We start from the raw sequence: 26,257 nt of genomic DNA on the forward strand, positions 1-26,257 counted from the left end.
TCCGGTCCAAATAAATCTGAGCATAACATAACGGAAAATACAGGAGAAGACGCCGGCATAAGAGTTTGCATACCACAGTAAAACAGCTGTTTTCGATGACAATAAAATTTTTCTGCAAAAAAAATGACATTCACTCATCCAAATGCAAAGTCTGCTACGTCTAACCTGTAACAAACCCATTCTAAATATTTACAGTTATGAAAAAAATCGGATTTTTATTGCTATTTGTGCTGTGTGGGGTATTTGCCACAACAAAGGCTGATATAAAAACAGACAAGCTTTTGGCTACCACCACCCAGCATGTTGCTCCTACAGCCAACAAGGATTCTGTATCATCTACTGCCGACAGCAGTTACGGCACAAACAAGGATCAACAGGAGTCGGAACTGATTCAGAAACTCTCTCCGGATCAACTGCTTGAACTGGAGAAAATCAGATCAGGAGAAAACGAAGCCAATCCACTGGGTGCCGTAGGTATTGTACTGATATCCATGATGCCTTTCGTTACAGCTATTCTGATTGTCTTCTTTGTGATGTACTCCAAGCGGAAAAAGGAACAACGCCTGATGGACCTTTATGAAAAAGCCATTGAGTCAGGCCGCGATCTGCCTGCCGACTTCTTCAAACGTCCGGAGGAAGATCAAAAAAGTTATTTGCTGAAAGGATTGGTCTGGCTTGCTGTGGGAATAGGATTATCGATCGGAATGCTCTACCTGATGGGCTTCAATTCTCCCTGGGCATTCGGTATGATCCCCGGATTGGTCGGTATTGCTTACGGCATCAGTTATTTTGTTGAGAAAAAAAACAAAGCGAACAACACGAACAATGAGTAATGCTGATGACCTCAAGTGGGTCATGCAGGTTACAGTGTTAGGAAACAAAAATGCATTCGATCCGCTTGTCCGAAAATATCAATCACCCATCCGACGTTTTTTCCTGAATCTGACGATGGGTGATGCATTGCTCAGCGATGACCTGTCACAAGAGACATTTATCAAGGCCTACCTGCAACTGAGTTCCTTCAAGGGACTCTCGGGATTTTCAACCTGGCTGTTCCGTATTGCCTACAATGTTTTTTATGACTATATTCGCGCTCAGAAAGGGAAGGATGAAGTTTCGCTTGACGAAGTGGACCGCCATTATCACACAGACAATGATTACTCGGCAGAAAATGCCGATCTGTATGCAGCTTTGGAAAAACTGAGACACGAAGAACGTACTGCTATTCTGCTTTGTTACATGGAAGGACTAAGTCATTCACAGGCATCAAAAGTGATGCAATGCCCGCTGGGAACACTCAAGTCATACGTTTCGGCGGGAAAGACAAAGCTGGCGTCCTTATTGCAGTAGGCAAAACCCTTTTAATTGAAAAACAATGAACGACAAAGCATTACAACAGTTTCTGCAACAACACAAACAGGAAATCCCTGATAACGGGTTTTCGCGCAAGGTGATTAACCGTCTGCCGGCAAGACAGCCTGCTCCACCTCTCGTATGGATTTTTGCCGCTATCGGCACGTTACTTTTCTTTGCCATCAACGGCTACCAAAGAAGCATAGAACAGATAGCAACGCTGATGGAAAAAGCCCCCTGGTGGACATTCCCGGTAGCAGGTACAGCTTTAGTTGCGGTTTTTCTGGTTGCTTTCCTGTGGCACGAACATAAAACAACCGTCAGTCTCAGTTTCAACAGATAACACAGCCGAAACACTGAGGAATCCTGACATAGGCGCTGTACCCACTTCCCGGTAAAGACAAAAAAAGCCGTCCCATAAATGAGACAGCCTTCTGCAATCCGTTATATTGTAACCGCTTATTTACAAACCACACATCCTGTGCATTTCGACAGTTCACCGCGGAAACGTTTTTCGACCAAGTAACGGATCCGTTCCTGCAACACGTCGATACGAATATTGTCAATCACGTCAGCCATAAAGGCATACATCAGCAACAGTTTTGCATCTGCCTCGGATAGTCCCCGCGAACGCATGTAAAACATGGCTGTCTCGTCCAGCTGTCCGATGGTTGCACCATGGGAACATTTCACATCATCGGCATAGATCTCGAGTTGAGGTTTTGTCTTCATTCTGGCCGTAGGCGTAACACACAAATTACGGTTGGTCAATAAAGCCTCTGTCTTTTGTGCTCCTTCAGCCACCAGAATTTTTCCTGCAAAAGCGCCAACCGATGAATCGTCAAGCACATATTTATACAGTTCGCGGCTCTGGCAGCCGGGTTTTGCATGCACCAGCAACGTGGAGTTATCAATATGTTCGGCTTTGTCACCAATAGCCATACCACACAACAAAGTCTGACACTTTTCACCCTGCAGATCAATCTTTACATCGTTACGCGTCATCCCGTTATGCAGCACAATTTCATTAACCACCACATTGGATGAGGCCTCCTGGCGAAGATAGAGAGAGGCGATGTTAGTCGTCTTATTGTGCGTATTTTCAAGCGAATAATAATCAAATGTGGCATTTTCGCCCACAAAAACTTCAGTGACACGGTTGCTCAGAAACTGAACATTATCCACGGTGTGGGCACATTCCAGAAATCTTGCCTTAGCCCCCTCCCCGATGATAATCAGGTTACGGCTATTGGCCATAAAATCGACATCGGATCGCATGATATCCACCAGTTGCACAGGCTTTTCAAGCGTCACCCCGTCGGGGACATACATAAAGAATCCATCCTGGGCAAAGGCAGTGTTGAAAGCCACGGAAGCCACCTCATCATTCGGAGCCAGACGGTTATAATATTTTTCGAATAAGGCCGGATATTTCTCTGCGGCTTCATTGAGACTGCACACAATAACCTCTTCAGGAAGTTTGGGTTGACGTGGCATCCGATAAAAACTATCGTTCACCACAAAATAAACCCATGAAGTGATACCCGGCACATCGCACCGGAACACATCGCCCGGATTGGACGGTATAGAAAGCCGGTTAATATTCAATCCATATTCAACCTCAAATGCCGAAGCCAGGTCTGTGTACATATAATCTTCCTGCGAAGTGGTCGGGAATCCCAGCCGGATAAAAGCATCCATGGCTTCATCCCGGGGGGCATTCAGCAGTGGAGCGCAGGGCTTGTGAATTGCATTCCGGTATTGTTGATACAATTCGATATAAGTATTTTCTTTTGACATCATATTACGTTCAGAATTAATCGGGCTCCCGCTTCCTCTTTATCTGTGATAAAAAAGAGAAAACATCAGCCCCTGTAAAACATGTAACCGGATTGTTATTCCTCGTCCACCTGCTGCTTGATCCATTCATAGCCACGTTCTTCCAGTTCCAGCGCCAGTTCCGGGCCGGCAGTACGCACAATTTTCCCTTTGTAAAGAACGTGCACTATATCAGGCTTAATGTAATCCAGCAACCGTTGGTAGTGCGTGATTACCATGCAGGCGTTATCGTCGCGTTTCAGTTTATTCACCCCTTCGGCCACAATCCGCAATGCATCGATATCGAGTCCACTGTCTGTTTCGTCAAGAATGGATAGTTTAGGTTCAAGCATGGCCATTTGGAATATTTCATTCCGTTTTTTTTCTCCGCCGGAAAATCCTTCGTTCACCGAACGGTTGGTAAGTTTCGCATCCAACTCCACCAGCTCTTTCTTTTCGCGCATCATCTTCAGGAAATCGGATGCCGAGATAGGTTCCAGTCCCTGATAAGTGCGATGAGCATTGATGGCTGCACGCATAAAATTAGCCATGCTAACACCGGGAATTTCAACCGGATATTGAAAACTGAGAAAGATGCCTTCGCGGGAACGGTCTTCGGGTTTCATCTCCAACAGATTCTTGCCATTGAAGTAAACTTCACCTTCGGTAACCGTAAACAGTGGATTTCCTGTCAACACCGCCGAAAGTGTACTTTTACCCGAACCGTTTGGCCCCATGATGGCATGAACCTCTCCCGCATTCACCGTCAGGTCAATGCCCCGCAAAATCTCCTTTCCATTTATCGATGCATGTAAATTCTTAATTGTCAGCATATATCATATATTTATAGTTTCAGAAAAAAGATCCCCACATTCGGACAACTTTGCCGTAAAGGAATCTTATGCAAAGATAGTCAATAATTAAGGGGTTGATGGATACATTCCCGACAATAGGGTGTTAATTTTGCAACATAAACATTCAACTATTTTGAAATGATTAAAATTGATATAGACGATCACTCCGGCTTTTGTTTCGGAGTCGTCAGAGCCATTGAAAAAGCAGAAAAAGAGCTACAGGATCCGTCACCGCTTTACTGCCTGGGTGACATAGTACATAACGAACTGGAAGTGGAACGTTTACACCAGAAGGGGATGACGACGCTTTACGCCGATTCGATTGAAAAAGCGAAGGGATCACGCGTCCTGATCCGCGCCCACGGAGAACCGCCATCCACCTATCAGAAACTCAAAGAAGCAGGTATCCAGGTTATTGATGCCACCTGTCCGGTGGTACTGAAACTGCAACAACGCGTTAAAATAGCATACGAAACACATCCGAAAGAGGAGTGGCAGATCGTCATCTATGGCAAAAAAGGACATGCCGAAGTCATCGGACTGATGGGGCAAACCGAAAACAACGCTATTGTGGTGGAACATCCTGATGATCTGGAACGAATTGACTTCACCCGGAACATTTACCTCTTTTCACAAACCACGAAATCATTAAACGGGTTTAATGAGCTTATAAACAACATACAGGACAAAATTGCCGATAACGTTATTTTTGAACATGTAGATACAATTTGCCGCCAGGTGGCAAATCGAATTCCAAATATTCGTATCTTTGCACAAAATCATGACGTGGTCTTGTTTGTAAGTGGGGAGAAGAGTTCAAACGGCAAATCCCTGTTTGAAGAGTGCCAAAAAGCAAACCCTAACTCACATTTAATATACAAAATTGAAGATATTCACCCGCAGGCTTTAGCCAATGTTTCATCCGTCGGCATTTGTGGTGCGACATCAACACCAGCCTGGTTGATGGAGAAAGTTGCGGAACGCGTGAAGGAAATTGCATTGCAACCAACTAATAATTAACAACATGTATCAAATTAAATGTATTGGAGTATTAACCTCGGGAGGGGACGCTCCAGGAATGAATGCCGCTTTACGCGCTGTAACGCGTAAAGCCATTTATCATGGCATCCGGGTAAAGGCTATCTGCCGCGGATACAAAGGGTTGATCGGAGGCGAAATCAGGGAATTCCAGACACAGGATGTCAGCAATATTATCCAGCAGGGTGGCACCATCATTAAAACAGCCCGAAGCGAGGAATTCAAGACAGAAGAAGGCATGCGAATCGCCTACGAGAACTTGCGGAAAGAAGAAATTGATGCATTGGTCGTTATCGGAGGAGACGGAACTTTCACCGGAGCGCGTTATTTTGCACAGGAATATCCGGATATTCCTATCGTAGGAATCCCCGGCACCATTGACAATGACTTATATGGCACTGATTATACCATCGGATACGACACCGCCCTGAACACCATTGTGCAGGCTGTGGATAAAATCCGTGACACAGCAAGTTCGCACGAACGCCTCTTCTTTATTGAAGTCATGGGTCGTGATGCCGGCTTTTTAGCCCTCTACGGAGCGATAGCTTCCGGGGCCGAAGCGGCCATCATTCCTGAAATCGAAACCAACACCGACCAGTTGAATGAACTGATTGAACAAGGTTTCCGTAAGTCAAAGAACAGTAGCATCGTATTGGTAGCCGAAAGTGACATTACCGGTGGCGCTATCGGTATTTCCAACCGGCTGAAGGAAAAATACCCGGAATATGACTACCGCGTTACCATCCTGGGGCATATCCAACGGGGCGGATCTCCCACGGCCAACGACCGCATCCTGGCAAGCCGCATGGGGGCAGCAGCCATTGATGCCCTGCTCGACGACCAGCGCAATGTCATGATTGGGATCGTCAACGATGAAATTGTTTATGTTCCATTCAACAAAGCCATTAAGGACGAGAAACCTGTGGATAAGAAATTAATGGACATCATACGCATTCTGTCGATTTAACCGTTTAAGTTTTCCGGCGGTTCCCAGTGCGGAGCGCCACAATTTATACTTACGTGAGAAGCGTTCAGGCTTCTCACGTTCTTTCCTTTAAACATCATCACAATGAGAGTTCGAGTACGTTTTGCTCCAAGCCCCACAGGGCCGCTTCATATCGGAGGTGTCCGCACCGCTTTGTACAACTATCTTTTTGCCAAACAACACGGAGGCGATTTCCTCCTGCGCATCGAAGATACCGACTCAGCGCGTCTGGTTCCCGGTGCAGAAGATTATATCAACGGGTCGTTACAGTGGCTTGGCATCAAAGCCGACGAAGGCGTGCGGGAAGGCGGAGATTATGCTCCTTATAAACAAAGCGAACGCCGGCAAATCTACACGCAATATGTAGATTTACTACTGAAGGAAGGCAAAGCTTATTATGCCTTTGACACTCCGGAAGAGCTGGATGCCAAACGGAATGAGATTAAAAACTTCCAGTACGACGCCGCTACCCGCGGACTTATGCGCAACTCGCTCACTCTGCCCACAGCGGAAGTGGAACAACGATTGAAGGCAGGAGAACAATACGTGGTGCGTTTACGTATAGAACCCGATGAAGAGGTACGTGTAACCGACCTGATTCGTGGTGAAGTGGTGATCAACTCGACGGTGCTGGATGACAAGGTACTGTTCAAATCGTCCGATGGCCTGCCTACCTATCACCTGGCCAATGTGGTGGATGATCACCTGATGGAGATTTCGCATGTGATCCGGGGTGAAGAATGGTTACCATCGGCGCCGTTGCATGTTTTACTCTATCGCGCTTTCGGCTGGGAAGATTCCATGCCACAGTTTGCTCATCTTCCACTGCTGCTCAAACCCGAAGGCAACGGAAAGCTGAGTAAACGGGATGGCGACCGTCTGGGATTTCCCGTCTTCCCTCTTCAATGGCAAGATCCGAAAACAGGTGACATTTCCAGCGGATACCGCGAGGCAGGCTATTATCCCGAAGCTGTGATCAACTTTCTGGCACTATTGGGATGGCATCCCGAAACCGATCAGGAAATCTTTACCATGCAGGAATTGATCGAACAATTTTCTTTCGAACGATGTAGCAAAAGCGGAGCCAAATTTGATTTCGAAAAAGCAAAATGGTTCAATCACCATTATTTGCAACAAAAACCGGTATCCGAACTTGTAGCAGCTTTTCAACCCGTACTGAAATCAAAAGGCATTGAAGCCGCGGACGAAATGGTATCACAGGTGGTTTCCCTGATGAGAGAGCGAATTAACTTCATGCAGGATCTGTGGGATAACACCGATTATTTCTTTGCAGCTCCAACAGTATATGACGAAAAGTCGGTACAAAAACATTGGAAACCCGAAACAAAGCCGATGCTCGAAGCGCTGGTTCAACTGATTGAGTCATTACCTTCTTTCGGGTCTGATGCACAGGCTGATGAAGCTCATGTAATGGCGTGGATTCAAAGCAACGGATATAAAACCGGGAATGTAATGAATCCTTTCCGTATCGCTTTGGTAGGCGCCTCCAAAGGCCCCCATCTGTTCGATCTTACGTCTATTATCGGCAAAGAAGAAACCCTGCAACGCCTTCGTAAAGCCATGGCAACACTCGTGTAAGTCATTCTCAGCAGGAAGTTATTAATTTAACTTTCGCAAGCTCCAAATAATCCGGTTGCTTTAGGTTATTGAGATTTAAAACCTTATTTTGGAAATACCTGACCCTTAGTAGCATAGATCATATGAAGATCAGGCAAACCTTATTCCCTTATTAATATGAAACGAGTATGTGAATTCTTCATATCCAAGGGGAAGATGATGTTGGAATGTGAGTCCGTTACGCCCTTCTAAAAACAAATTATTATCGTATCTAATAAGGGAATAAGGTCAATTACCAGGGTGGTTATTGGTTTCCCTACTAAGGGTAAGCTACACTCAACATAAGGTTTCGAAATGGGTGCCTGATCCCAATTATCAGAGATGGGATTCAAGTTTCATACGGTAGCTTTTAAAAACAAACATAAACAAGGAGACTGAACATTGTTCCTATTGCTTTTTCACTTGAAGTAAAAAAGCTATTTTTCTCTGAAAGTATTATTGTATCTTTATGTCTCAGTATATTTTTTTTGGTTTTGTTTGACAATATAAAGTTACTGACATTCAGTGATTTTACCAAATTTATATGCTGCTATTTTCTTATATATCAGCAAGTTATTTTACTTGCGAAAGTTGAATTATTAAAAAGAAGAAGATTAGCAGTGAAAAAGAAGTTGATGTCCAATTTTTACTATGGACTTCCTGAATTTTTATTGCGTAACTTTCGTAAGCTTATACGATAGCAAGGTCAGTGAGTTTCCCCAAAATATGAGGTTTGACCGTTGTAGCCTTTAGACTTTTGACCGAGGCGCTCGTTCAACTTTACACCTTACACTTTCAACCGCAGTTCTTTTTATACCGCGGTTTAGTGTTGTTCACCCTTTGACTTTAGACTGCTAAGGTGAATTCCTTTGATCAGGGGCACAGGTGACAACCTCTTTTGATGCATGTTATCTGTATCTGTGCCTATATTCATGGGGAGGCGGTGGTGTGGTTGTAGCATCCAGGTAAGCTGCGCCGGCTATGACAGCTACCGTTCCCACTCCCCCCATAATATGACCTACCACAGTTGTCCTGCTAACATAAAACATGTTACTTGCCTGATAAACATCAGAAGGAGAGATCGTAGTCTGAATAATGTTGGACACCCAGAAAGGCTGATCTATATATATTGGATGCGAAAAGCCCTCGTCAGCAGAGAGAGTCAGAAAACATCTGAAAGTAAACGGAGAATTACCAGGTTCAAAGCTATATTGATCAACCCGGGAGTTTTGCATACTGCCGAATGGCACTTTATGCTTCAATTGCTGAGGAAGAGGAAGAATAAATGTACTTCTTATCGACATCGGCGTTACAGACACATACGAATTGGGTGGAATAAAACTGACCTGTTCTTTTTTGTTCGCTACACCGCCAGTTTCGGACCCAGACAATGAGTAGTTACGAAAATGGATGGCTGCGCCCGTTGTCACAGTATTGATATAAACCTCGTCATTCCAGAGACTCAAACGAGAACCGTCACTGTATATCACCGCAGATTTTTTCCAGTCAACATATATTGGCTGTGCTGATTTATTGTACACCTGAATAGTAACCGGACAGTCGGCACCTGAGAAAACATATTGCACTTTTACACTGTCATTTTCCCATACAAAAGACTGGTTATCGGCTTTGTAAATATTGCTATTCAAAGTAATATACTGATACTGTGTACAAGCTGCAAGTAGTGCCGAACAGCACAATAAAAAGAAGGTTCTCATGATCGCTAAGGAATTACATGATTGAATGTGCAAAGGTAATATACCATAGTCAGGCATTGATATTGTTGAATATATTTTCCTCCTAAGAATGCCCAACAGGGATTAATTTATAAGATGAGCTTATACCCTTAAACGTTGCAAATGCCCACCAGGTAAGCCTAAAAGCGTTAGAACAACAACTACCATCATCAATCCTTTGAGTCATTAAGGCAGTGTCCATAATTTTCTGTATTCGTGAATATCTACCTCTTCTTTCGCCAGTTCAGTTTCAGGGTGTTCTGTCCTCTTTTTGCGCCGAAAAATTGAAAGTATTTTGATTCATTCTCCCTGAAAATTGATAGCTGTCAAGTTTGTACACAATTGACTATTTGCAATGAATTGATAATTAGCATTCTAAAAAAGTTAAAAAGCGTAATGTAAAGTTGATATTTTCTGAAGAAGAAGTATTTTGTATGAATCTAATTTGTATCTTTAACGCATAATAACCCGAATTCAAGAGGCACTTTCTTCGTTTCTTTTTTCTTTGTGTTATGCGCCATTTACTCTTCTTTTGCGTCATCTGTCTGTTCCTTTCCTCATGCCACGATAGCTTCAGGCATGACAAGATATTACTTTCACGTGCCGACAGCCTGATGGAATCATATCCCAACAGTGCATTATTACTATTAAACCACATTACAGATTCACGGCGTCTTCCCGCCCCTGAACAGGCGCTTTATGCCCTATTAAAGAATCAGGCATATGACAAATGCAACATCAGTATACAATCCGACTCGCTTATTCGCATTGCAACCCGGTATTACAGCACCAGGGATCCACTACGGGCAGGATACGCATGGCTATATCTTGCCCGGATCGATAAAAAAGGAGGTAATGCCGAAGCATGTGCATCTGCACTACTGAAAGCGGGATCCTACGCCGCTAAAAGCAATAACTTCCAATTACAGGGATTTGTGTATAACGACAAAGCCATTGAATGTCAGGCACAGGGTCAACCGGATAGTATGTTGTTCTATTACCGGATGGCCTACGGGGCTTTTCAAAAAGCAGGAGACCGGCGCAGTTCCGCTCTCGGGTTAATCAATATTGCCAATGGTTATTACCTGCAAAATCACTTCAACAGTGCACTGTATTACATTAATTTAGCCAAAAAAGCAACAGATCCTCTCCACGAAAGAACACTTACCAACACTATTTATCGTTTCACCGGACTGATTTATTATCACCGGCACAACTATGCCGCAGCGCTTCATAATCTGAAAATCGCCGCACAAACATCCGATCAGTACGATTATAACAAATGGATTGATCTGGCAATGGTTTATTTGCAAACCAACAAGCTGGATTCGGCGATGTTATACCTGAAAAAATGCACGAATCCGCATGAGATGGCTCCAATCTATTATCAATTGTGGCAAAACCTGTACGAAAAGAAAAAAGATTTCCAAACTGCTCTTTATTATGCAAAGAAAGATTCCGATGCCAAAGATTCGTTGCGTCAACAAGCGTTGAAAGAAAGCTTTGCAGGAATGGAAAAAAGATATGATTATCAACAATATGCAACAGAAAACAAATCATTATGGATGTACAGCAGGCAAAAAAATGTTTTCATCATACTGCTTTTATTGGTGATCAGCCTTACCGCCATATCATTCGTCTTGTTTAAAAGAAGGCAGAAACACAGGCTCCTTGAACAACAACGCATTCTGAGCACCAAAGAAGAAATGTTAGCAAAACAAGGAGAAGAAAAAAATCTCTTCATCAAAAAGCAGCTCGATATTCAGCAAGCTATGCTGAAAAACATCAACGAACAAAGAAAAGATATCCAAGCCGATCTCACACAGGCAAGAGGCGTTCGTAAAAATGATATCGCAAAAATGCTGGATGAAAAAGAGCAGGAGATATCGAAGCTTTATTATGAAATCACAGCCAACGTCGACATGCTTTACAACCAAATCTCCGAACGCCTGAGAAAACAATATTCCAACCTAACATCCGGCGACATCTTAATATGCTGTCTGTTGCTTGCCGGATTCGAATCATCCGTCATAACCTCCCTCCTCAACATTCAGGCAAAATCGTATAACATGCGCCGCACCATCATCCGCAAGCGATTGGGACTGGCACATGATATGAATCTTGCCGATTTTCTCGCCAATTTTTAGTGCCAAAAACAAGCCTTTTTTTGGCTATTCCGGGCAGATAGGTATCCGTTATTCCAGAGCACAGCCACACATTTCTGGTTTCCAGTGGTTTTCCCAAAACACAATATTTGCAAAATAGGTATTGGCGTTTTTCGCAATTCCTTATCAATCAAAAGATTTAGGAATAACTTTAACCAACCGAATATGCATCCCATTTCAGATAAAATATTATTACTTATCCGAAGGCAATAACGACAAACAACATACAATAAATCCTTCATTTTCTCATGCATTCATTTTTCGTCAGGGCGGCGTGAGCCGCTTTGACGGACTTTAGAACAGCAAAGCATAAGTCGGACATAACTCAATGTTTAACAAGCAATCGCATATCACTACATTATAGACGATGTACAATGAAACAAAAGCATATTTTCTTTTGGTGGATATTAGCTATTATTCCCATTCAAGCGCAAAACCTTATGGTCAAAGTTGATATTGAAGCTTATAAGATTCCGCATTCAAAAGATTCAGTCATAAAACACATTACGTTCGAAAAATTCATACGGCATCAATACAAGACATACCTTTCCTACACAACCACACAATGTAACAATCAATTTATCCTGCCTAAGGATTCAGGACAGTTCAGAATGTTGGTCAATTCGCAAAACTACAATGAAGACACTCTCTCATTCTCTGTTGATGTTCATACACAAATCGTCAACCTGGGAAAGATAGTTCTATTACAAAAACTGATGCTAAAAGAATTGAACGAGGTAACCATTGTAGGAGATAAAAAACAATTTGTCAAAATAGATGCTGATAAAACCACTTACCTCGTAAAAGAAAATCCTCTCCTTGCGTCAGGAACTATGGAAGAAGCGATTAGAAAATTGCCTGGGGTCATGTTAACCCCTACCGGTAGTATTAATTTACATGGTAAGGATGCCATGATTTATATTGATGAAGTACCCTGTACCTTATCCGGACAAGATCTGATTAATTATATTCAAAGCTTACCAGCAACGACAATTGATAAAATTGAGTTGATAACAAACCCCGGGGCATCTTTTGAAGCGAATGCCAATGGAGCTGTCATCAATATTATTACCCGGACAACCCATTTTAAGCATTTCAGCGGAACATTGGATTTTACCTATGGAATCAATCAATTTCATAAGAGCACCTATATGCCTTCATTAATGCTCAACGGGAATAATAGAAACATGAATTGGCAAGTTCAAACAGGATATGATCATTTGGAACGAAATACTTCTGATTTTATCAATCGAACATTTACTTCATTTACACCGGAGATCTACTTCTTTCAACATAATCAATCGGATATTCCGGAACATAATTTTTATTTCAGACCCATGTTGAACTTCAAAATCAACAAAACTTCTCATTTAATCCTCAATTATAACCTCAACAGGACAAACACCACGCCATCTATCTTTAGCAACTCTTATAGCCGGAATGTAATGCCTGCCATCGCATATACAAACACATACCGGAATGACACGAAAAACAGAAACGACGAATTTGTGGCAAAATACAAAACCCTCCTCGACACTTCGGGAAAATCGCTACAGATTACCGGATATTATTTATTGTTCAATAAACAAGCAGTCGGAAAATCAATACAAGATCAGATTGATTCAACCTTATACAGTATAAATGACATCCACTTGAGAATTCACAATTTCTATTTGAAATATGACTTCGAATTACCTTTTGACCGGTTAAAATTCCAACTGAATAGCGGTGGTAAAGTAAGTACATTCCAAGCAAATGATTTAGGACAATATAATTTGGGCAATCATAACGTTACTGTTTTCAACTATCCGGCGTACACAAGCCAACTGAATTTTCATTATCAGGAAACCAATCTGGCCTTTTATGCAGAGGGACAAAAGAAATGGGGAAACCTGCAAGCTTCTGCCGGATTGCGAATGGAAGAGATACATTATACAAGTAGTCTTCCTGATGATACCATCCTGAAAAATACGACTACAAAACTTTTTCCATCAATTCATCTGTTGTATAAGCTAAGCCCCGCTGTAAATCTTGTAGCCAGTTATACACGAAAAATTGCCATGCCATTTTACGCGCAATTGGATCCAAACAATAACAGCTACTTCGATAGCTATAATACAGCATCGGGAAATCCCTTTCTACAGCCAACCTTGTACGACAATTATGCCTGTGATTTGACAGCATTTGACTACTTCGAAATTGGAGCCATTTATGCCCATATCCATAATGTCAACATCTTGACATACACTACCGATCCCAATTCTTTGGTTACCCGTCAAACATATTTAAGTTACAGGCACATGCAAAAATTCGACATCTATACGTCCTTCCCTGTTCCTTTCAATATCCTTGCACAAGGAATGGATATTTTTACGCATCCGTTGAATCTGGACAAAATGAGTTACCTGTTTTTTGACGTCGAATGGCATAATCAAAAAATACAAGACTATCCCTACATTGTCAACTTCAAACCTTATTGGATAGTAGATTGTTCTTTACAACTCCTGTTGCCCTATAAACTGAAATTGTTTGCAGACTATACCTACATATCTACTGGGATATCCCAGATTTACCAACTGGAAAAACCAACGCAATCTTTCACCATTGATCTGTCACGTAAGTTTTTCAAGGATAACCTTGGCATAACTCTAGAAGCGACAGCCCCACCTGTGGATCATCTCCTAAATCCCACAGCCAATTTAAACACAAAATATACAAGTTCATACGATGCTAAATCTTTACGTATTATGCTGACCTATCATTTCGGGAGTTATAGAAACAAAGAAGAAATGGAAATTAAGACAGAAAAGAAATTTATTGGAAATCAGATAATGCCTGCCATATGATGTAAGATTCAAAATAATCATATCCAAGAATGTATAATCATTTGCAAATAAAACTACCAACGTATGAAAAAACTTATTGTTATTATTCTCCTGTTTTTATGCGTGTATGATGTATACGCGCTGTTACCGAATGCTGTTTATGCATGGCAGCCTAATATACAAGGATTAATGTTTAAAGAATACAATGTCAAAACGGCTGACGGGTATAACCTGAAGGCATGGTATTATCCTGCACAAAAAGCTTTATCAAAAGATTCCGCCAAAGCTTATGAAAAGGGGACGCTTATCCGTCCGTTTGTGATTGACACGGCAAAACGGCCTACAATTATTATTTGCAACGGAGATGCATGTAATATGGAGCAACTACTTGGTCTTGCCCATCTTTATTGTACGAATGGATTTAATGTGATTACATTTGATTGGCGGGGATTTGGAGAAAGTCAATATTTTCCAATTAATACAAACTACCTCGTCTATCCTCAATTTATTACCGATTACAACGCAATTGTTGATTTCACAGTCAAACTGCCAACCGTTGACACCCATAAAATAGGGGTATTTGGATTCTCTACCGGAGCATTCCTCTCATTTTATATTGCAGCAACACGTCCCGAGATAAAAGCGATCGTTGTAAGGGGACTCTTTACGGATTACCATCACATCATTCCCGGATTAAAGAGACTGGATCCTTCGCGTCCGCTAATTTTACCCAAAGGGATGGATAAATATTCTCCCCGTAAACATTGGAATACATTTACCAAACCGATCTTCCTCATTGTCGGGAAATTGGACAAACGGACTCCCCCAAAAAACTCTCTTGAGATTCTTTCAAAGGTCAAAAGCAATGTACGTGAGTTATGGATTGTAAATAAAGCAGGACACGGCGGAATTGAAGCTCCCGAAATTATAGCGTGGAATTTATTTCAAAAGAAAACTATTAGCTTTTTCAGGGAAAATCTATAACCTTCAATCTATGGTCACGGATTCAAAACAGACAAGATCAATGAAACAGATTCTTTGGATACTTTGCTGCCTGGTTGTATCAGAATACATCCAAGCAGGCGTAACGCTTACTGGCAAGGTCATGGAGCATAACCATCAACCTTTGGATTATTTCAATGTGGAGGTATTATCGCCTAAAGATTCAAGCTTAGTGTCCGGAGGAACATTCCTCAACGGGCAATTCCAGTTCAATAACCTGAAAACCCAGTCCTATCTGCTGAAGATCACCAGTATGGGATACAAAGATTATCTGCAACCGGTTACACTGACAAATGAAATCAATACACTGCCGGATGTTGTCCTGCAGACAAAAGAAATGAATGAAGTGACTGTGACTGCCCGGCTCCCTGTTATTCAAAGCACGGCAGACAGAACGATTGTCACAGTGGAAGGAAGCATTCTCGGCAACACTATCAATGGTATGGATATGTTGTTGAAGACTCCTGGACTGATTAAGGATGCACAGGGTAATATCATTGTGGCAGGAAAAGGCATTCCCGTTTTCTACATCGACGGAAAGGAAACCCATTCGATGGATGAGGTAAAGATGCTCAATCCACAGGACATAAAAACCATCGAAATCATCGACAATCCCTCTGCTGCCTATGATGCCCAGGGGAATGCCGTGGTACTGATCAAGACTATTAGATACAAACAAGACCAGCTTAGGCTGGGGGAAGCTTTCCGGCAAGCCCGATTCTTCAGCAATGATGAGTTTGTAGAAGGTGTAATTACGAAAGGAATTATTACGACAGATTTTTATTACGGATACTCACCGGATAATTCCAAAGTCTATGAAAGTGGCTACGCTACGATAGCTGAAAATAATTTCATGAATACATCAAAAATAGCAAATGTTTATTCTCAATCTCAGGAAGGACGTTTGTCCATAGATCTTGCTTTGTCAAAAAAACAATTTCTTACCATAGAAGGGAATGGTTATTATGATCCTTATTATATAGATGAATCAAAATTGCTAACATTCACTTCTCCTTTATATAATAACTTTACTACCTATTCACATAATTCAAACAGAATATATCAACTCAATGGGAACTTAACTTATACATTTTTGATGGATACAATAGGACAGACATTGAATGTCATAGCTGATTTTACCAAACAAAAGACTATCTATAAACAGAATTTTTACAATACACTGATAGGTAGTAAAAATATAACACCTTATTGGAATACAAATGATGACTCCAATGCTCCAATGATTTACTCGTTAAATGTAGATTATGAGAAACCAATGCATAATATATTTACACTAGAAACAGGAGTCAGATATTATCTGATAACAACAAATAGTCATACTGATTTGACAGGAAGTAATAGTCTGATGCAGAGTTATTATACCAATGAACAAAATATTTCTGCTTATGGTTCTATTACCGCAAAATTTACCAAGAAATTGAACGCAAGTGTCGGATTAAGAGCAGAAAACCTCTACAGAAAGGCACAAAATAACACTCAAGTTTATATAGATAGTGTCAAGCTGAACTTTTTTCCAAGCTTTGCAATTAATTACACCTCATCTAACAAGTTTTCAATCGGCTTCTCATATTCTGAGCGGATAACTCGTCCTTCTTTTTCAGCATTAGATCCAAGTCTACAAATTGACTCTTTAATGAACAAGCATGGAACCCCATCTTTACAGTCCACCTTAACGCATTCAGCTGAGGTTTCAGCAAAACTGTTTGGTAATATTACACTACATGTTGGATATGAGTATAACATACATCCAATCTATTTTTTAGTCTATCAAGATCATAATACCCCTACAATTACAGATATAAGGTTTATTAACGGTAGGAACACAAACGATTTTTACTTATATGGACTGTTTGATCAAAGCTTATTCAAATGGTGGAGTATTTCCGCAAGCGGAACTTTATGGACAAATAATTATCTATACTATAATAACAATTTACTCTTGAGAAATAATAATACTCCTAATTTTTACGGTAATCTGCTTAATATTTTCTCTTTGCCTTATAGTTTGACATTTAATATTGCTCTACAATATCGTAGTGATGGTTCATCTGATGCTATTTATCAGCGACATTTTTGCAACTCCGAAATTTCTCTTAACCGAAGTTTTCTAAACCATAGTTTGTTGATCGACCTATCTGTAAACAATATATTAAAAGAGACGACTATCTGGCAACAATCTGTTCTTAATGGCAATAATATTGACATATCCAGAAATGATAACCGATACGTGAAACTAAGTATTACATATAGAATTGGGAAATCAACCTATCAGTATCATTCCAAATCGGCAGATCAAACAGAACAGCAACGGATTAAATAATAGAGCACAATAGATGCTAAAGACAGCGAAGCTGAGATTGACAAGTCATTACAAAAACAGGATGCCATAATGCCGCTCTTCCTCTGCAATTACGTAGGGAATGCATTTAGAGAACCATCGACAGAAATAGATGATTATCTTTGCAATGAAACAGATAATGCAGCGATCATGGCAAAAAGAGATTTCAAAAAAGAGCTGAAGGCTATTTACGACTGTCCCGCAATAACACCGGTCAGCGTGACCATTCCTGGGATGAACTACCTGATGATTGATGGACAAGGTAATCCAAACACTTCACCAGCGTATCAGGAAGCTATCGAAACGTTATTCAGCGTCTCTTATACCTTGAAATTTATGATTAAAAAAGCTCCGAATGGATCCGACTACGGTGTGTTGCCTCTGGAAAGCCTGTGGTGGACGGAAAATGGAATGCCACCTGATATGGAGCATAAAGAACTGTGGCATTGGACAGCCATGATCATGCAGCCCGAATTTATCACCAAAGAGTTATTGGATGAGGCCATAAAACAGATAAAAACAAAAAAGAAAGATTTACCAGCGCTTCAAAAAATGAGATTTGAGTATTTTGAAGAGGGAGCTTGCGTACAAATCATGCATATTGGCCCATACGCAGCAGAACAGCCTACTATTACGCAGCTTTATGAGTTTATGGCACAAAAGGATGTTGGTTTCAACGGGAAACACCATGAGATCTATCTTAGCGATATCCGCAAAGCATCTCCAGAAAAACTAAAGACGATAATCAGGCAGCCGGTAAGACCGCGATAAGGAACACCATTTGATGAACAAATAAAACGAGCATGAGATCTGTTCTTCGTTTTTTGTTACTGTCAACCATATTATTGCTATTCGGATGCAGTAAAAGCCATTATGCGCCTGACTCCGGCGGCTTGAATCATACGCCCTTTACAAATACACCTTCCATAGACAACATGGTGGTATATGAACTGAATATACCTGTTTTCAGTTCTGAGGGCACACTGTACGGAGCTATGCAAAGGCTGGACTCGCTAAAAAATTCAGATATTAATGTCATCTGGTTAATGCCAATTTATCCAATAGGAATATTAAAAAGCATCGGTTCCCCTTATTGTGTCAGAAACTATACGGAAGTAAATACAACATATGGAACGCTTGACAACCTGCGTGCATTTGTCAATAGTGCCCATTCAAAAAATATGGCGGTCATACTCGATTGGGTTGCCGATCACACGTCGTGGGATAATCCCTGGATTCAAAACAAGTCATGGTATAAACAAGATGCAAACGGCAAGATTATTAGTCCCGCAGGTACAAACTGGACAGATGTAGCCCAGCTAAATTATGCGAATACCAATATGCGTATGGCGATGATACAAGCCATGAAATATTGGATTACGCAGGCTAATATTGATGGATTCAGATGCGATGCTGCTGATATGATTCCCTCTGATTTCTGGCAACAGGCTATTGACACGCTCAACAGCATAGCAGGTCGTAAATTAATCTTTCTGGCCGAGGGCACCAATTCTTCAGATTTTGCTGATGGGTTCCAAGTGAATTATGCATGGGACTTTTCAAACAAGATCAAATCCATTTTCAAGGGAGAAAATGCCGGAGATATCTTTACAACGGATTCAGCTGAATACAGCCTAGTGCCTTCAGGAGATCAAAAATTAAGGTTTATCATTAACCACGACGAAGATAACAGCGATTCACTGGCAGGCTATTATCATTCGCCAGCAGGATCTTTAGCCGCTTTTGTGGCAACGGCCTTCATGAGAGGAGTTCCTTTGATCTACAATGGGCAGGAAGTAGCTTATCCCCATAAAATTCCATTTTATGTAAATGGAGCCTTGCAACCCATCACCTGGAATATCAATCCTGCCATTTATAATGCATACAAGAAAATAATGCAAATACGTAGCACGCTTCCCGCTGTGAAAGATGGAAGAATCATGCCTTTTTATAATACCAATGTGATTGCGTTTAAACGCATTGATGCCAGTGAGGAAATAGCGATAATAGTTAATGTAAGAAATGTTTCGGAAGATTATGCTCTTCCGGTAGGATTAACGAACAGCGTATGGATTAATGCGGAAAATTCCTCTAAAGTTAGCCTCTCCACTCATGTAACACTATCTCCGTATTCCTACCTTATCCTGAAACAATAACAACCGGCACTTCTGTTAAACTCAGTAAAACCAATCCCCATGAAGCAAATGTCAATCACAGGCATAGGTACCAAACTGGTGGTGATAACCATAGGATATGCCATACCCGTAGCTCTGTGCCAGAAGTACTTTTCCATTGATTTTACAATCCGGCTACTCCCTCATCCGGCATTGACGATAGCCGGCATTACGTTACTGGCAATCGGAATCCTGGGTCTTCTCTTTTCTTTCATTGCTATAAAAAAGGCTTATCAAAAAGATGCTCTGTGTACAACAGGCATTTATGCCATATGCCGCCATCCAATCTATGCCTCCTGGATCCTGTACATCACTCCGGCATCATGCTTTTACTGAGATCATGGCTATTACTGACTATCCCGTTGGTTATGTATCTTGCATTCAGAATTCTAATCAGAAAAGAAGAGTCGTACTTACAAAACCGGTTTGGAGATAATTACATCGCGTATAAAACCAAAGTCGGTTTATTATTTCCGGTTGTTTGGAGAAATAAAAAACTGTAACAAATCAAATACCTTTGATCAGTTACAGCCTGAAACAAAAAAAGCTTTACATGCAAGCTTCTATGTGTCAATATTTTTACATTTTCTGAATATGGATTACACTGTATGGCTACTTTACACTTCTTTCAAGCAGCATTTTATTCTCATACATTTGCTTCCCAAGTTCAATTAATAATTCCTCAATACGTTTTTCTTTCTCATTTAATTTTTTCTCCAAATAACACTCTACTTGGCTTTGAGCCTGTTCTTTTTTTTGCTCGCTTTTCAACATATTCCCCCGTCCGGTAATCAACCAATCTACATTAATATCGTCAATTGAAAGCACAATCTTTTCAATTACATCAGCTCTTGGAATACTCGACCTACCTCTAATGTAATTAGCGATTTGACCGCTTGGAACGCCTATTTTCAGAGAAAACTGCCTAACGTTTCCATGGAAAAGCACTTTAATTATTTGTTCAATTCTCTCCCCTATCATATTAATATGTCATAAAACATATAAAATATTTCGTCATTTGATTCTTTATTTCGTCAATTAGTTGTATGTTTGCAACTTATTTATGTGTAAATATACATCAATATCATCTAAGTTCTCAAATATAAATGGAAAATTTCAAGTTACTTAGATGGCAAACGACCTGATTTCGTTTTTATCCATAAACATATGGCGTCAATCCTGAGACCTCAGTACCCATTCGTGATTATCAGGAGATCAAAATTGAAGTTCATGATAAAGTTTCTTATACAAAAAACACAGACATCTGGCATTCTATCATTTAACGCAAACAATTCAGATACTATAAGTGAAAAGTTCAACACTTGATTTCTTTGTTGTGGATATAGTTTTGCCACAAAAATGACAAATCAATAGAAAAATGACAAATCAGGATGATTTACGTGATTATTATGAACAAGAATATATCCAGTCATATCGGCCCATCAATGGATGCCTTCTTGGGATAGGAATCTTATTTATGGTTTCATGTTTATTGATATTAGGTCTACTATTGGCATTCTAAAACCATCGGATTTTGCAGATTGAAAGAGCACTGCATTCCCAAAGAGATGATAGTTGATATCTATCAAAACACGAGGCTTTATCTTTACACGACAAGTAGTCTCATTCCGTCAAGATAACCCGATTTACTCAATGGATATACAAAAACTGCCTTCCATGCTAACGCACAGAAGGCAGTGTCATTTATAATAAACAGCAATTATTTTGCAGCTTTCAGTTTCTTCCGCTTAGCCTGCCATAGCTGCATCTCGTAAGCAATGGATGAAGCTACCAGGATAGACGAATAGGTTCCGGTTACCACACCAATCAGCAAAGCAAATACAAATCCACGGATTACATCCCCACCAAAGATGAAGATAGCCAACAATACCAATGCCACACTTAACGATGTATTAATGGTTCGGCGTAACGTGTGGTTCATAGCTTCATTCATCAACGAGCTAAGCTCCCGTTTCGGATAGAGCGTTCGATACTCCCTGATCCGGTCGAAGATCACCACCGTATCGTTGATGGAATACCCGAGAATGGTCAGGATGGCCGCTATAAATGATTGGTCGATCTCGAGGGAGAATGGCATAATGCTATATAACAAGGAATACAAGCCAACAACCAACAACACGTCATGCATCAATGATGCCAGCGCACCCACTGAGAATGTAAAGCTGGGGAATCGAAGCAAGATATAAAGAGCAATGCCGACTACGGCTAAAAATACTGCCCAAATAGCCGAAATCTTAATATCTTCGGCCACTGCCGGTCCTACTTTCTGCGAACTAATAATTTCATGTCTCACAAATTGATCGCGAGATACAGATGGACTCAAAAGCGGTTTCACCCCATTATAAATCATGGTTTCAATCTGATCATCAATGGTAGTAGAGTTATCTGCAATCTTATAGTTGGTAGAGATACGTACCTGACGATTATCTGTTCCGATGGAGATAACGCTCACATTCCCATCAAATGCACCTTTCAACAAGTTACGAACCTGATCCGTATTGACCTGATGATCGAACTTCACCTGATAGTTGCGTCCACCACTAAAATCGATACCCATACTTAATCCTCTTGTTGCCAAAGAAACAACGCCAGTAAGCAAAATAACTCCGGATACAATATACCATTTTTTACGGACACCGATAAAGTTAATATTCGGATGTAGCAACCAATGCTTTGTCAGGCGGGTTGAAAATGGCAGATCCTTCATATTTTCCCTTTGTGACATGATATCGTACACAAGATGCGAAAGGAATACTGCGGTAAAGAATGAAGTTAAAATACCGATAATGAACGTTGTGGCAAAACCCTTAATAGGACCTGTACCAAAAATGAACAGAATGATACCTGTCAACAATGAAGTAGCATTTGAGTCGAAAATTGCAGAGAATGCATTCTTAAATCCTTCGGAAATTGCTTTCCGTTGATTTTTACCGGCTTCTTTTTCCTCACGAATACGTTCATAAATCAGTACGTTTGCATCGACCGCCATACCTAACGTTAACACAATACCGGCAATACCCGGCAGGGTAAGTACCGCTCTGAAAGAGGCAAGAATACCCATGATGAAAATCACGTTAATGAGCAAAGCGCCGTCAGCAATCAAACCCGGAATCCATCCATAGTAGAATACCATAAAGAGAAGCACGAGCAAGAATGCAATGACAAAAGAAATCAAACCATCATGAATGGATTGTGCCCCCAGGGACGGACCAACAGTATCTGACTGAACAATACGTGCAGGAGCAGGCATACGACCCGATTTCAACACATTGGCCAAGTCTTTGGCCTCTTCAACGGTAAACCGACCCGAAATCTGACTGTTACCTCCTGTTATTTCCTGATTCACAACAGGATAAGAATATACGTAATTATCCAACACGATGGCCACACATTTACCTATATTTTGTTTGGTCAAAATTGCCCAGGTATTAGCACCAGATGAATTCATCTTCATATCAACCACGGAGTTCGAACCGTATTGGCTATAATCGGCATTTGCATCCGTAACCACATTCCCTTGCAGAGCGGGGCCTTCTTTCGTAGTGCTTTTACAAGCAATTAATTCAAAATACTGACCTTTGGGATCAATCGACTTTACTCCCCATTTCAATGACAAATCAGCGGGGAACAATGCTTTGATCTGAGGCATATTCAAATAATTGTCTATGGTAGAAGTATCCGCAGCCAGGGCAATACCTACGCGAGGTCCACTCCCCTGAGGGTTGACATCAAGTAAAATACCGAACAACGGGTTCTTTTTCTTGAATGCAGCCATATTTTGCTGATCGGGAGATGCTTTTGTGCTATTTTCTTTAATCAAAGCAGCCAGAGAATCTTCCTTACTTTGATGAACCGCAGGTTTAGCAACCTCTGTTTTCGCCGTAGAAGCCTTAGCTGTCTGCGTTGTATCAGCTGTATTTTTTGAAGCAGAAGACAAAATGTCTACCAATGTGTTGTTGGCACTTGCCAATGCAGGATAAATTTCCTGGATATTATAGGTTTCCCAGAATTCGAGGTTAGCTGTACCCTGAAGCAATCTCCGTACACGTTCCGGATCTTTCACGCCCGGTAATTCAATCAAGATACGTCCTGTATTCTCCAGTTTTTGAATGTCCGGCTGTACAACGCCAAAACGGTCGATACGCGAACGCAACACATTAAATGAGTTATCAATTGCACTTGAAACATCTTTTCTCAGCACCGCCATGACCTGCTCATTTGTAGCGCTCAACGGAATCTGATCTCTTTTGTCGTAAGTACTAAAAAGCGTAGATAGTTTCGCATTAGGATCGAGTTGTAAATACGATTCTTCAAAAAGCGTCAGAAAATCTTTCTGGCTCGAAGCTTCTGCTTTTTGAGCCATTGCTAAAGCTTTATTGAAATTTTCAGGAGGATTGGGAACCGCCAGTGAACGTAAAATGTCAGCCTGAGAAACTTCGAGCACGACATTCATACCTCCTTTAAGGTCAAGGCCTAAGTTGAGCTCCTTGTCCAAACACTCCTTGTATGTATATCCAAACCACACTTTTCGGGGTGAGATTGAATCGATATACCTGTTGTAAAGCGCACTGTCCACTTGGTTGGTGCCAGGTCTTTCAGCATAAGCAATGGCTAACTTGTTGTAATGGTTAGTGACAACGCTAAATGATAAATAGAAGAAGCAGACCAAAAGAAGCAGTACAGCTAATACCTGAACAAATCCTTTGTTTTGCATGAGAAACTAGTTTAATGTAATATATTAATGGATAAATAAATTCCCCTCTTTATTTTGAGCTTGCAAATATAGCGATTTTTTAATAATAGTAAAATGCACCCGGAAAGATTTTTCAAACAGGCCAACCGGCACAATACGGCGAATACCAACCAAATATTTACGTACCTTTGCAACAACATTCTTCAGGAACCAGGGAGAATGGTCGCTAAATGACTTTTCCCATGATTCATTACTATTGGAAGAACCAACTCATAACAAATCATTGCCATGCCTGTTGAGTCTTTATACGAAATCTTTACTTCTTGTTCGGAAGTTACCATTGATAGCCGCCGTTGCAAAGAAGGAGCGCTCTTCTTCGCCATAAAAGGCGATTCATTCGACGGGAATCAATTTGCACTGAAAGCTTTAGAAAACGGATGCAAGTATGCCGTAATTGATAATCCGGATTATGCGATCGACGGACGATTCATCGTGGTCGACAACGCACTGCGCCAGTTGCAACAATTAGCGCATTACCACCGGCTACTACTCAATATTCCTGTCATTGCCATTACAGGAACAAACGGAAAGACAACCACGAAAGAACTAATCGCCGCTGTACTGAATAAACAATTCAACACACTGTTCACCCAGGGGAACCTCAACAATCACATCGGAGTACCACTGACATTGCTACAGCTCAAACTGACGCATCAAATGGCTGTGATCGAAATGGGAGCAAATCATCCGGGAGAAATACGCACCTTAGCAGAAATTGCAGCGCCCGATTTTGGCGTTATTACCAATATCGGGAAAGCGCATCTTGAAGGATTCGGATCGTTTGAAGGAGTTATCAGGACAAAAGGCGAGCTATATGATTACATCCGGGCCCACAAAGGTTCGTTGTTTGTTCATACAGATAATCCTATCCTGATGGGTCTGGCCGACAAAGAACACATCATTGGATATAGCACACAATCGGATACTTCTGCATTAATACAGGCAGAAGCCACCGGGGATTCCCCTTTTCTTTCCATTACATGGAAGAAACGGGATGCGAATGCTATTCATGAAATAAACATGCATCTGATTGGAAATTACAACACTGAAAACGTGGCTGCTGCCATTTGTATAGGGACATTTTTCGGCATTTCACCGTCCCATATCCGTGAAGCGTTAGAAGCATATGAACCGACCAATCATCGGTCACAATTTATGGAAACCCCTCACAACCGGCTCATCATTGACACCTATAATGCAAATCCGAGCAGTATGAAGGCCTCCATCAGCAACTTTCAGCAAATAGATGGTTCTCCCAAAGGGGTAATTCTGGCGGATATGCTTGAGTTAGGCGATTACGCTGCCACAGAACACCAAGCCATCGTGGAGATGTTAAAAGAAGCACAGTTTGACAAAGTATTACTGGTCGGGGAACAATTCTCCCGGACAAACTCGCCATTCGACAGATTTCCTTCAACAGATGCTTTGATGGAATATCTGGAAAAACATCCATTACAAGGATTCTCCCTATTGGTAAAAGGGTCGCATGGCATGCATCTCGAAAAATGCCTTCCCGGTTTATAACAAAACTGAGCCAAGTATAACTATTTGCAG

General features: G+C 41.2%; 19 protein-coding genes. 14 read left to right on the forward strand and 5 right to left on the reverse strand.

Features of this window, described 5'->3' with window-relative positions; genetic code table 11:
* The first annotated feature begins 197 nt into the window (after positions 1 to 197).
* The 3 genes from FHX64_RS07520 to FHX64_RS07530 are packed head-to-tail and all read left to right on the forward strand — an operon-like array spanning position 198 to position 1,696.
* Positions 198 to 833: a DUF6249 domain-containing protein gene (locus FHX64_RS07520; RefSeq protein ID WP_183413152.1), complete on the forward strand. Its 636-nt coding sequence runs from the start codon at positions 198 to 200 to the stop codon at positions 831 to 833.
* Positions 826 to 1,350 carry a sigma-70 family RNA polymerase sigma factor gene (locus FHX64_RS07525; RefSeq protein ID WP_183413153.1) on the forward strand — a complete coding sequence of 175 codons (525 nt, stop codon included), beginning with the start codon at positions 826 to 828 and terminating at the stop codon, positions 1,348 to 1,350. The genes FHX64_RS07520 and FHX64_RS07525 overlap by 8 nt, the downstream gene beginning before the upstream one ends.
* Positions 1,351 to 1,375: 25 nt before the next feature.
* Positions 1,376 to 1,696 (forward strand): DUF5056 domain-containing protein, encoded by a 321-nt coding sequence (locus tag FHX64_RS07530; RefSeq protein WP_183413154.1) that lies wholly within the window; start codon positions 1,376 to 1,378, stop codon positions 1,694 to 1,696.
* 116 nt (positions 1,697 to 1,812) lie between these two features.
* Here FHX64_RS07530 and sufD read toward each other — a convergent pair whose 3' ends face one another.
* Positions 1,813 to 3,153, reverse strand: coding sequence for a Fe-S cluster assembly protein SufD (gene sufD / locus FHX64_RS07535; RefSeq protein ID WP_183413560.1), 1,341 nt, complete (start codon positions 3,151 to 3,153; stop codon positions 1,813 to 1,815).
* A gap of 95 nt (positions 3,154 to 3,248) precedes the next feature.
* Positions 3,249 to 4,004, reverse strand: a complete 756-nt coding sequence (gene sufC, locus FHX64_RS07540) for a Fe-S cluster assembly ATPase SufC (protein WP_183413155.1) — start codon at positions 4,002 to 4,004, stop codon at positions 3,249 to 3,251.
* A gap of 159 nt (positions 4,005 to 4,163) precedes the next feature.
* Between sufC and FHX64_RS07545 the strand changes: the two genes are divergently transcribed.
* The 3 genes from FHX64_RS07545 (at position 4,164) to gltX (ending at position 7,650) form a co-directional block, all read left to right on the forward strand.
* Positions 4,164 to 5,045: a 4-hydroxy-3-methylbut-2-enyl diphosphate reductase gene (locus FHX64_RS07545; protein ID WP_183413156.1), complete on the forward strand. Its 882-nt coding sequence runs from the start codon at positions 4,164 to 4,166 to the stop codon at positions 5,043 to 5,045.
* 4 nt (positions 5,046 to 5,049) lie between these two features.
* A complete protein-coding gene (gene pfkA / locus FHX64_RS07550) occupies positions 5,050 to 6,033 on the forward strand; it encodes a 6-phosphofructokinase (RefSeq protein ID WP_183413157.1) in 984 nt (327 codons plus the stop codon).
* A 102-nt stretch (positions 6,034 to 6,135) separates the two neighbouring features.
* Complete coding sequence (gene gltX, locus FHX64_RS07555) at positions 6,136 to 7,650, forward strand: glutamate--tRNA ligase (protein WP_221202159.1); 1,515 nt, start codon at positions 6,136 to 6,138, stop codon at positions 7,648 to 7,650.
* Positions 7,651 to 8,576: 926 nt separating this feature from the next.
* Here the strand turns inward: gltX and FHX64_RS07560 are convergent.
* Complete coding sequence (locus FHX64_RS07560) at positions 8,577 to 9,386, reverse strand: hypothetical protein (protein ID WP_183413158.1); 810 nt, start codon at positions 9,384 to 9,386, stop codon at positions 8,577 to 8,579.
* A gap of 530 nt (positions 9,387 to 9,916) precedes the next feature.
* Here FHX64_RS07560 and FHX64_RS07565 point away from each other — a divergent pair.
* From FHX64_RS07565 to FHX64_RS07595, 7 genes are all read left to right on the forward strand, one after another.
* On the forward strand, positions 9,917 to 11,551 hold the full coding sequence (locus FHX64_RS07565; protein ID WP_183413159.1) for a hypothetical protein: 1,635 nt from the start codon (positions 9,917 to 9,919) through the stop codon (positions 11,549 to 11,551).
* 392 nt (positions 11,552 to 11,943) lie between these two features.
* Positions 11,944 to 14,415: an outer membrane beta-barrel family protein gene (locus tag FHX64_RS07570; protein WP_183413160.1), complete on the forward strand. Its 2,472-nt coding sequence runs from the start codon at positions 11,944 to 11,946 to the stop codon at positions 14,413 to 14,415.
* Positions 14,416 to 14,478: 63 nt separating this feature from the next.
* Positions 14,479 to 15,378: an alpha/beta hydrolase gene (locus tag FHX64_RS07575; protein WP_183413161.1), complete on the forward strand. Its 900-nt coding sequence runs from the start codon at positions 14,479 to 14,481 to the stop codon at positions 15,376 to 15,378.
* A 40-nt stretch (positions 15,379 to 15,418) separates the two neighbouring features.
* Positions 15,419 to 17,737, forward strand: a complete 2,319-nt coding sequence (locus FHX64_RS07580) for an outer membrane beta-barrel family protein (RefSeq protein ID WP_183413162.1) — start codon at positions 15,419 to 15,421, stop codon at positions 17,735 to 17,737.
* 69 nt (positions 17,738 to 17,806) lie between these two features.
* Positions 17,807 to 18,526, forward strand: a complete 720-nt coding sequence (locus FHX64_RS07585) for a GyrI-like domain-containing protein (RefSeq protein ID WP_221202160.1) — start codon at positions 17,807 to 17,809, stop codon at positions 18,524 to 18,526.
* A 32-nt stretch (positions 18,527 to 18,558) separates the two neighbouring features.
* On the forward strand, positions 18,559 to 19,911 hold the full coding sequence (locus FHX64_RS07590) for an alpha-amylase family glycosyl hydrolase (RefSeq protein ID WP_183413163.1): 1,353 nt from the start codon (positions 18,559 to 18,561) through the stop codon (positions 19,909 to 19,911).
* Positions 19,912 to 19,950: 39 nt separating this feature from the next.
* The gene (locus tag FHX64_RS07595) at positions 19,951 to 20,265 is read left to right on the forward strand and encodes an isoprenylcysteine carboxylmethyltransferase family protein (RefSeq protein WP_183413164.1); all 315 of its coding nucleotides are present in this window, start codon (positions 19,951 to 19,953) and stop codon (positions 20,263 to 20,265) included.
* Between the two features lie 276 nt (positions 20,266 to 20,541).
* Here FHX64_RS07595 and FHX64_RS07600 read toward each other — a convergent pair whose 3' ends face one another.
* Positions 20,542 to 20,910 carry a hypothetical protein gene (locus FHX64_RS07600; protein ID WP_183413165.1) on the reverse strand — a complete coding sequence of 123 codons (369 nt, stop codon included), beginning with the start codon at positions 20,908 to 20,910 and terminating at the stop codon, positions 20,542 to 20,544.
* Positions 20,911 to 21,649: 739 nt separating this feature from the next.
* On the reverse strand, positions 21,650 to 24,664 hold the full coding sequence (gene secDF, locus FHX64_RS07605) for a protein translocase subunit SecDF (protein WP_183413166.1): 3,015 nt from the start codon (positions 24,662 to 24,664) through the stop codon (positions 21,650 to 21,652).
* Positions 24,665 to 24,931: 267 nt separating this feature from the next.
* Between secDF and FHX64_RS07610 the strand changes: the two genes are divergently transcribed.
* Entirely contained in the window at positions 24,932 to 26,227 is a 1,296-nt protein-coding gene (locus FHX64_RS07610) for a UDP-N-acetylmuramoyl-tripeptide--D-alanyl-D-alanine ligase (RefSeq protein WP_183413167.1), read from the forward strand.
* Positions 26,228 to 26,257: the final 30 nt, after the last annotated feature.

The organism is Microbacter margulisiae, from assembly GCF_014192515.1.
GTDB lineage: Bacteria > Bacteroidota > Bacteroidia > Bacteroidales > Paludibacteraceae > Microbacter > Microbacter margulisiae.

Coding starts and splice junctions, on each gene's coding strand:
- FHX64_RS07520 (WP_183413152.1), top strand. CDS start 198: ATGAAAAAAATCGGATTTTTATTGCTATTTGTGCTGTGTGGGGTATTT.
- FHX64_RS07525 (WP_183413153.1), top strand. CDS start 826: ATGAGTAATGCTGATGACCTCAAGTGGGTCATGCAGGTTACAGTGTTA.
- FHX64_RS07530 (WP_183413154.1), top strand. CDS start 1,376: ATGAACGACAAAGCATTACAACAGTTTCTGCAACAACACAAACAGGAA.
- sufD (WP_183413560.1), bottom strand. CDS start 3,153: ATGTCAAAAGAAAATACTTATATCGAATTGTATCAACAATACCGGAAT.
- sufC (WP_183413155.1), bottom strand. CDS start 4,004: ATGCTGACAATTAAGAATTTACATGCATCGATAAATGGAAAGGAGATT.
- FHX64_RS07545 (WP_183413156.1), top strand. CDS start 4,164: ATGATTAAAATTGATATAGACGATCACTCCGGCTTTTGTTTCGGAGTC.
- pfkA (WP_183413157.1), top strand. CDS start 5,050: ATGTATCAAATTAAATGTATTGGAGTATTAACCTCGGGAGGGGACGCT.
- gltX (WP_221202159.1), top strand. CDS start 6,136: ATGAGAGTTCGAGTACGTTTTGCTCCAAGCCCCACAGGGCCGCTTCAT.
- FHX64_RS07560 (WP_183413158.1), bottom strand. CDS start 9,386: ATGAGAACCTTCTTTTTATTGTGCTGTTCGGCACTACTTGCAGCTTGT.
- FHX64_RS07565 (WP_183413159.1), top strand. CDS start 9,917: ATGCGCCATTTACTCTTCTTTTGCGTCATCTGTCTGTTCCTTTCCTCA.
- FHX64_RS07570 (WP_183413160.1), top strand. CDS start 11,944: ATGAAACAAAAGCATATTTTCTTTTGGTGGATATTAGCTATTATTCCC.
- FHX64_RS07575 (WP_183413161.1), top strand. CDS start 14,479: ATGAAAAAACTTATTGTTATTATTCTCCTGTTTTTATGCGTGTATGAT.
- FHX64_RS07580 (WP_183413162.1), top strand. CDS start 15,419: ATGAAACAGATTCTTTGGATACTTTGCTGCCTGGTTGTATCAGAATAC.
- FHX64_RS07585 (WP_221202160.1), top strand. CDS start 17,807: ATGCCGCTCTTCCTCTGCAATTACGTAGGGAATGCATTTAGAGAACCA.
- FHX64_RS07590 (WP_183413163.1), top strand. CDS start 18,559: ATGAGATCTGTTCTTCGTTTTTTGTTACTGTCAACCATATTATTGCTA.
- FHX64_RS07595 (WP_183413164.1), top strand. CDS start 19,951: ATGAAGCAAATGTCAATCACAGGCATAGGTACCAAACTGGTGGTGATA.
- FHX64_RS07600 (WP_183413165.1), bottom strand. CDS start 20,910: ATGATAGGGGAGAGAATTGAACAAATAATTAAAGTGCTTTTCCATGGA.
- secDF (WP_183413166.1), bottom strand. CDS start 24,664: ATGCAAAACAAAGGATTTGTTCAGGTATTAGCTGTACTGCTTCTTTTG.
- FHX64_RS07610 (WP_183413167.1), top strand. CDS start 24,932: ATGCCTGTTGAGTCTTTATACGAAATCTTTACTTCTTGTTCGGAAGTT.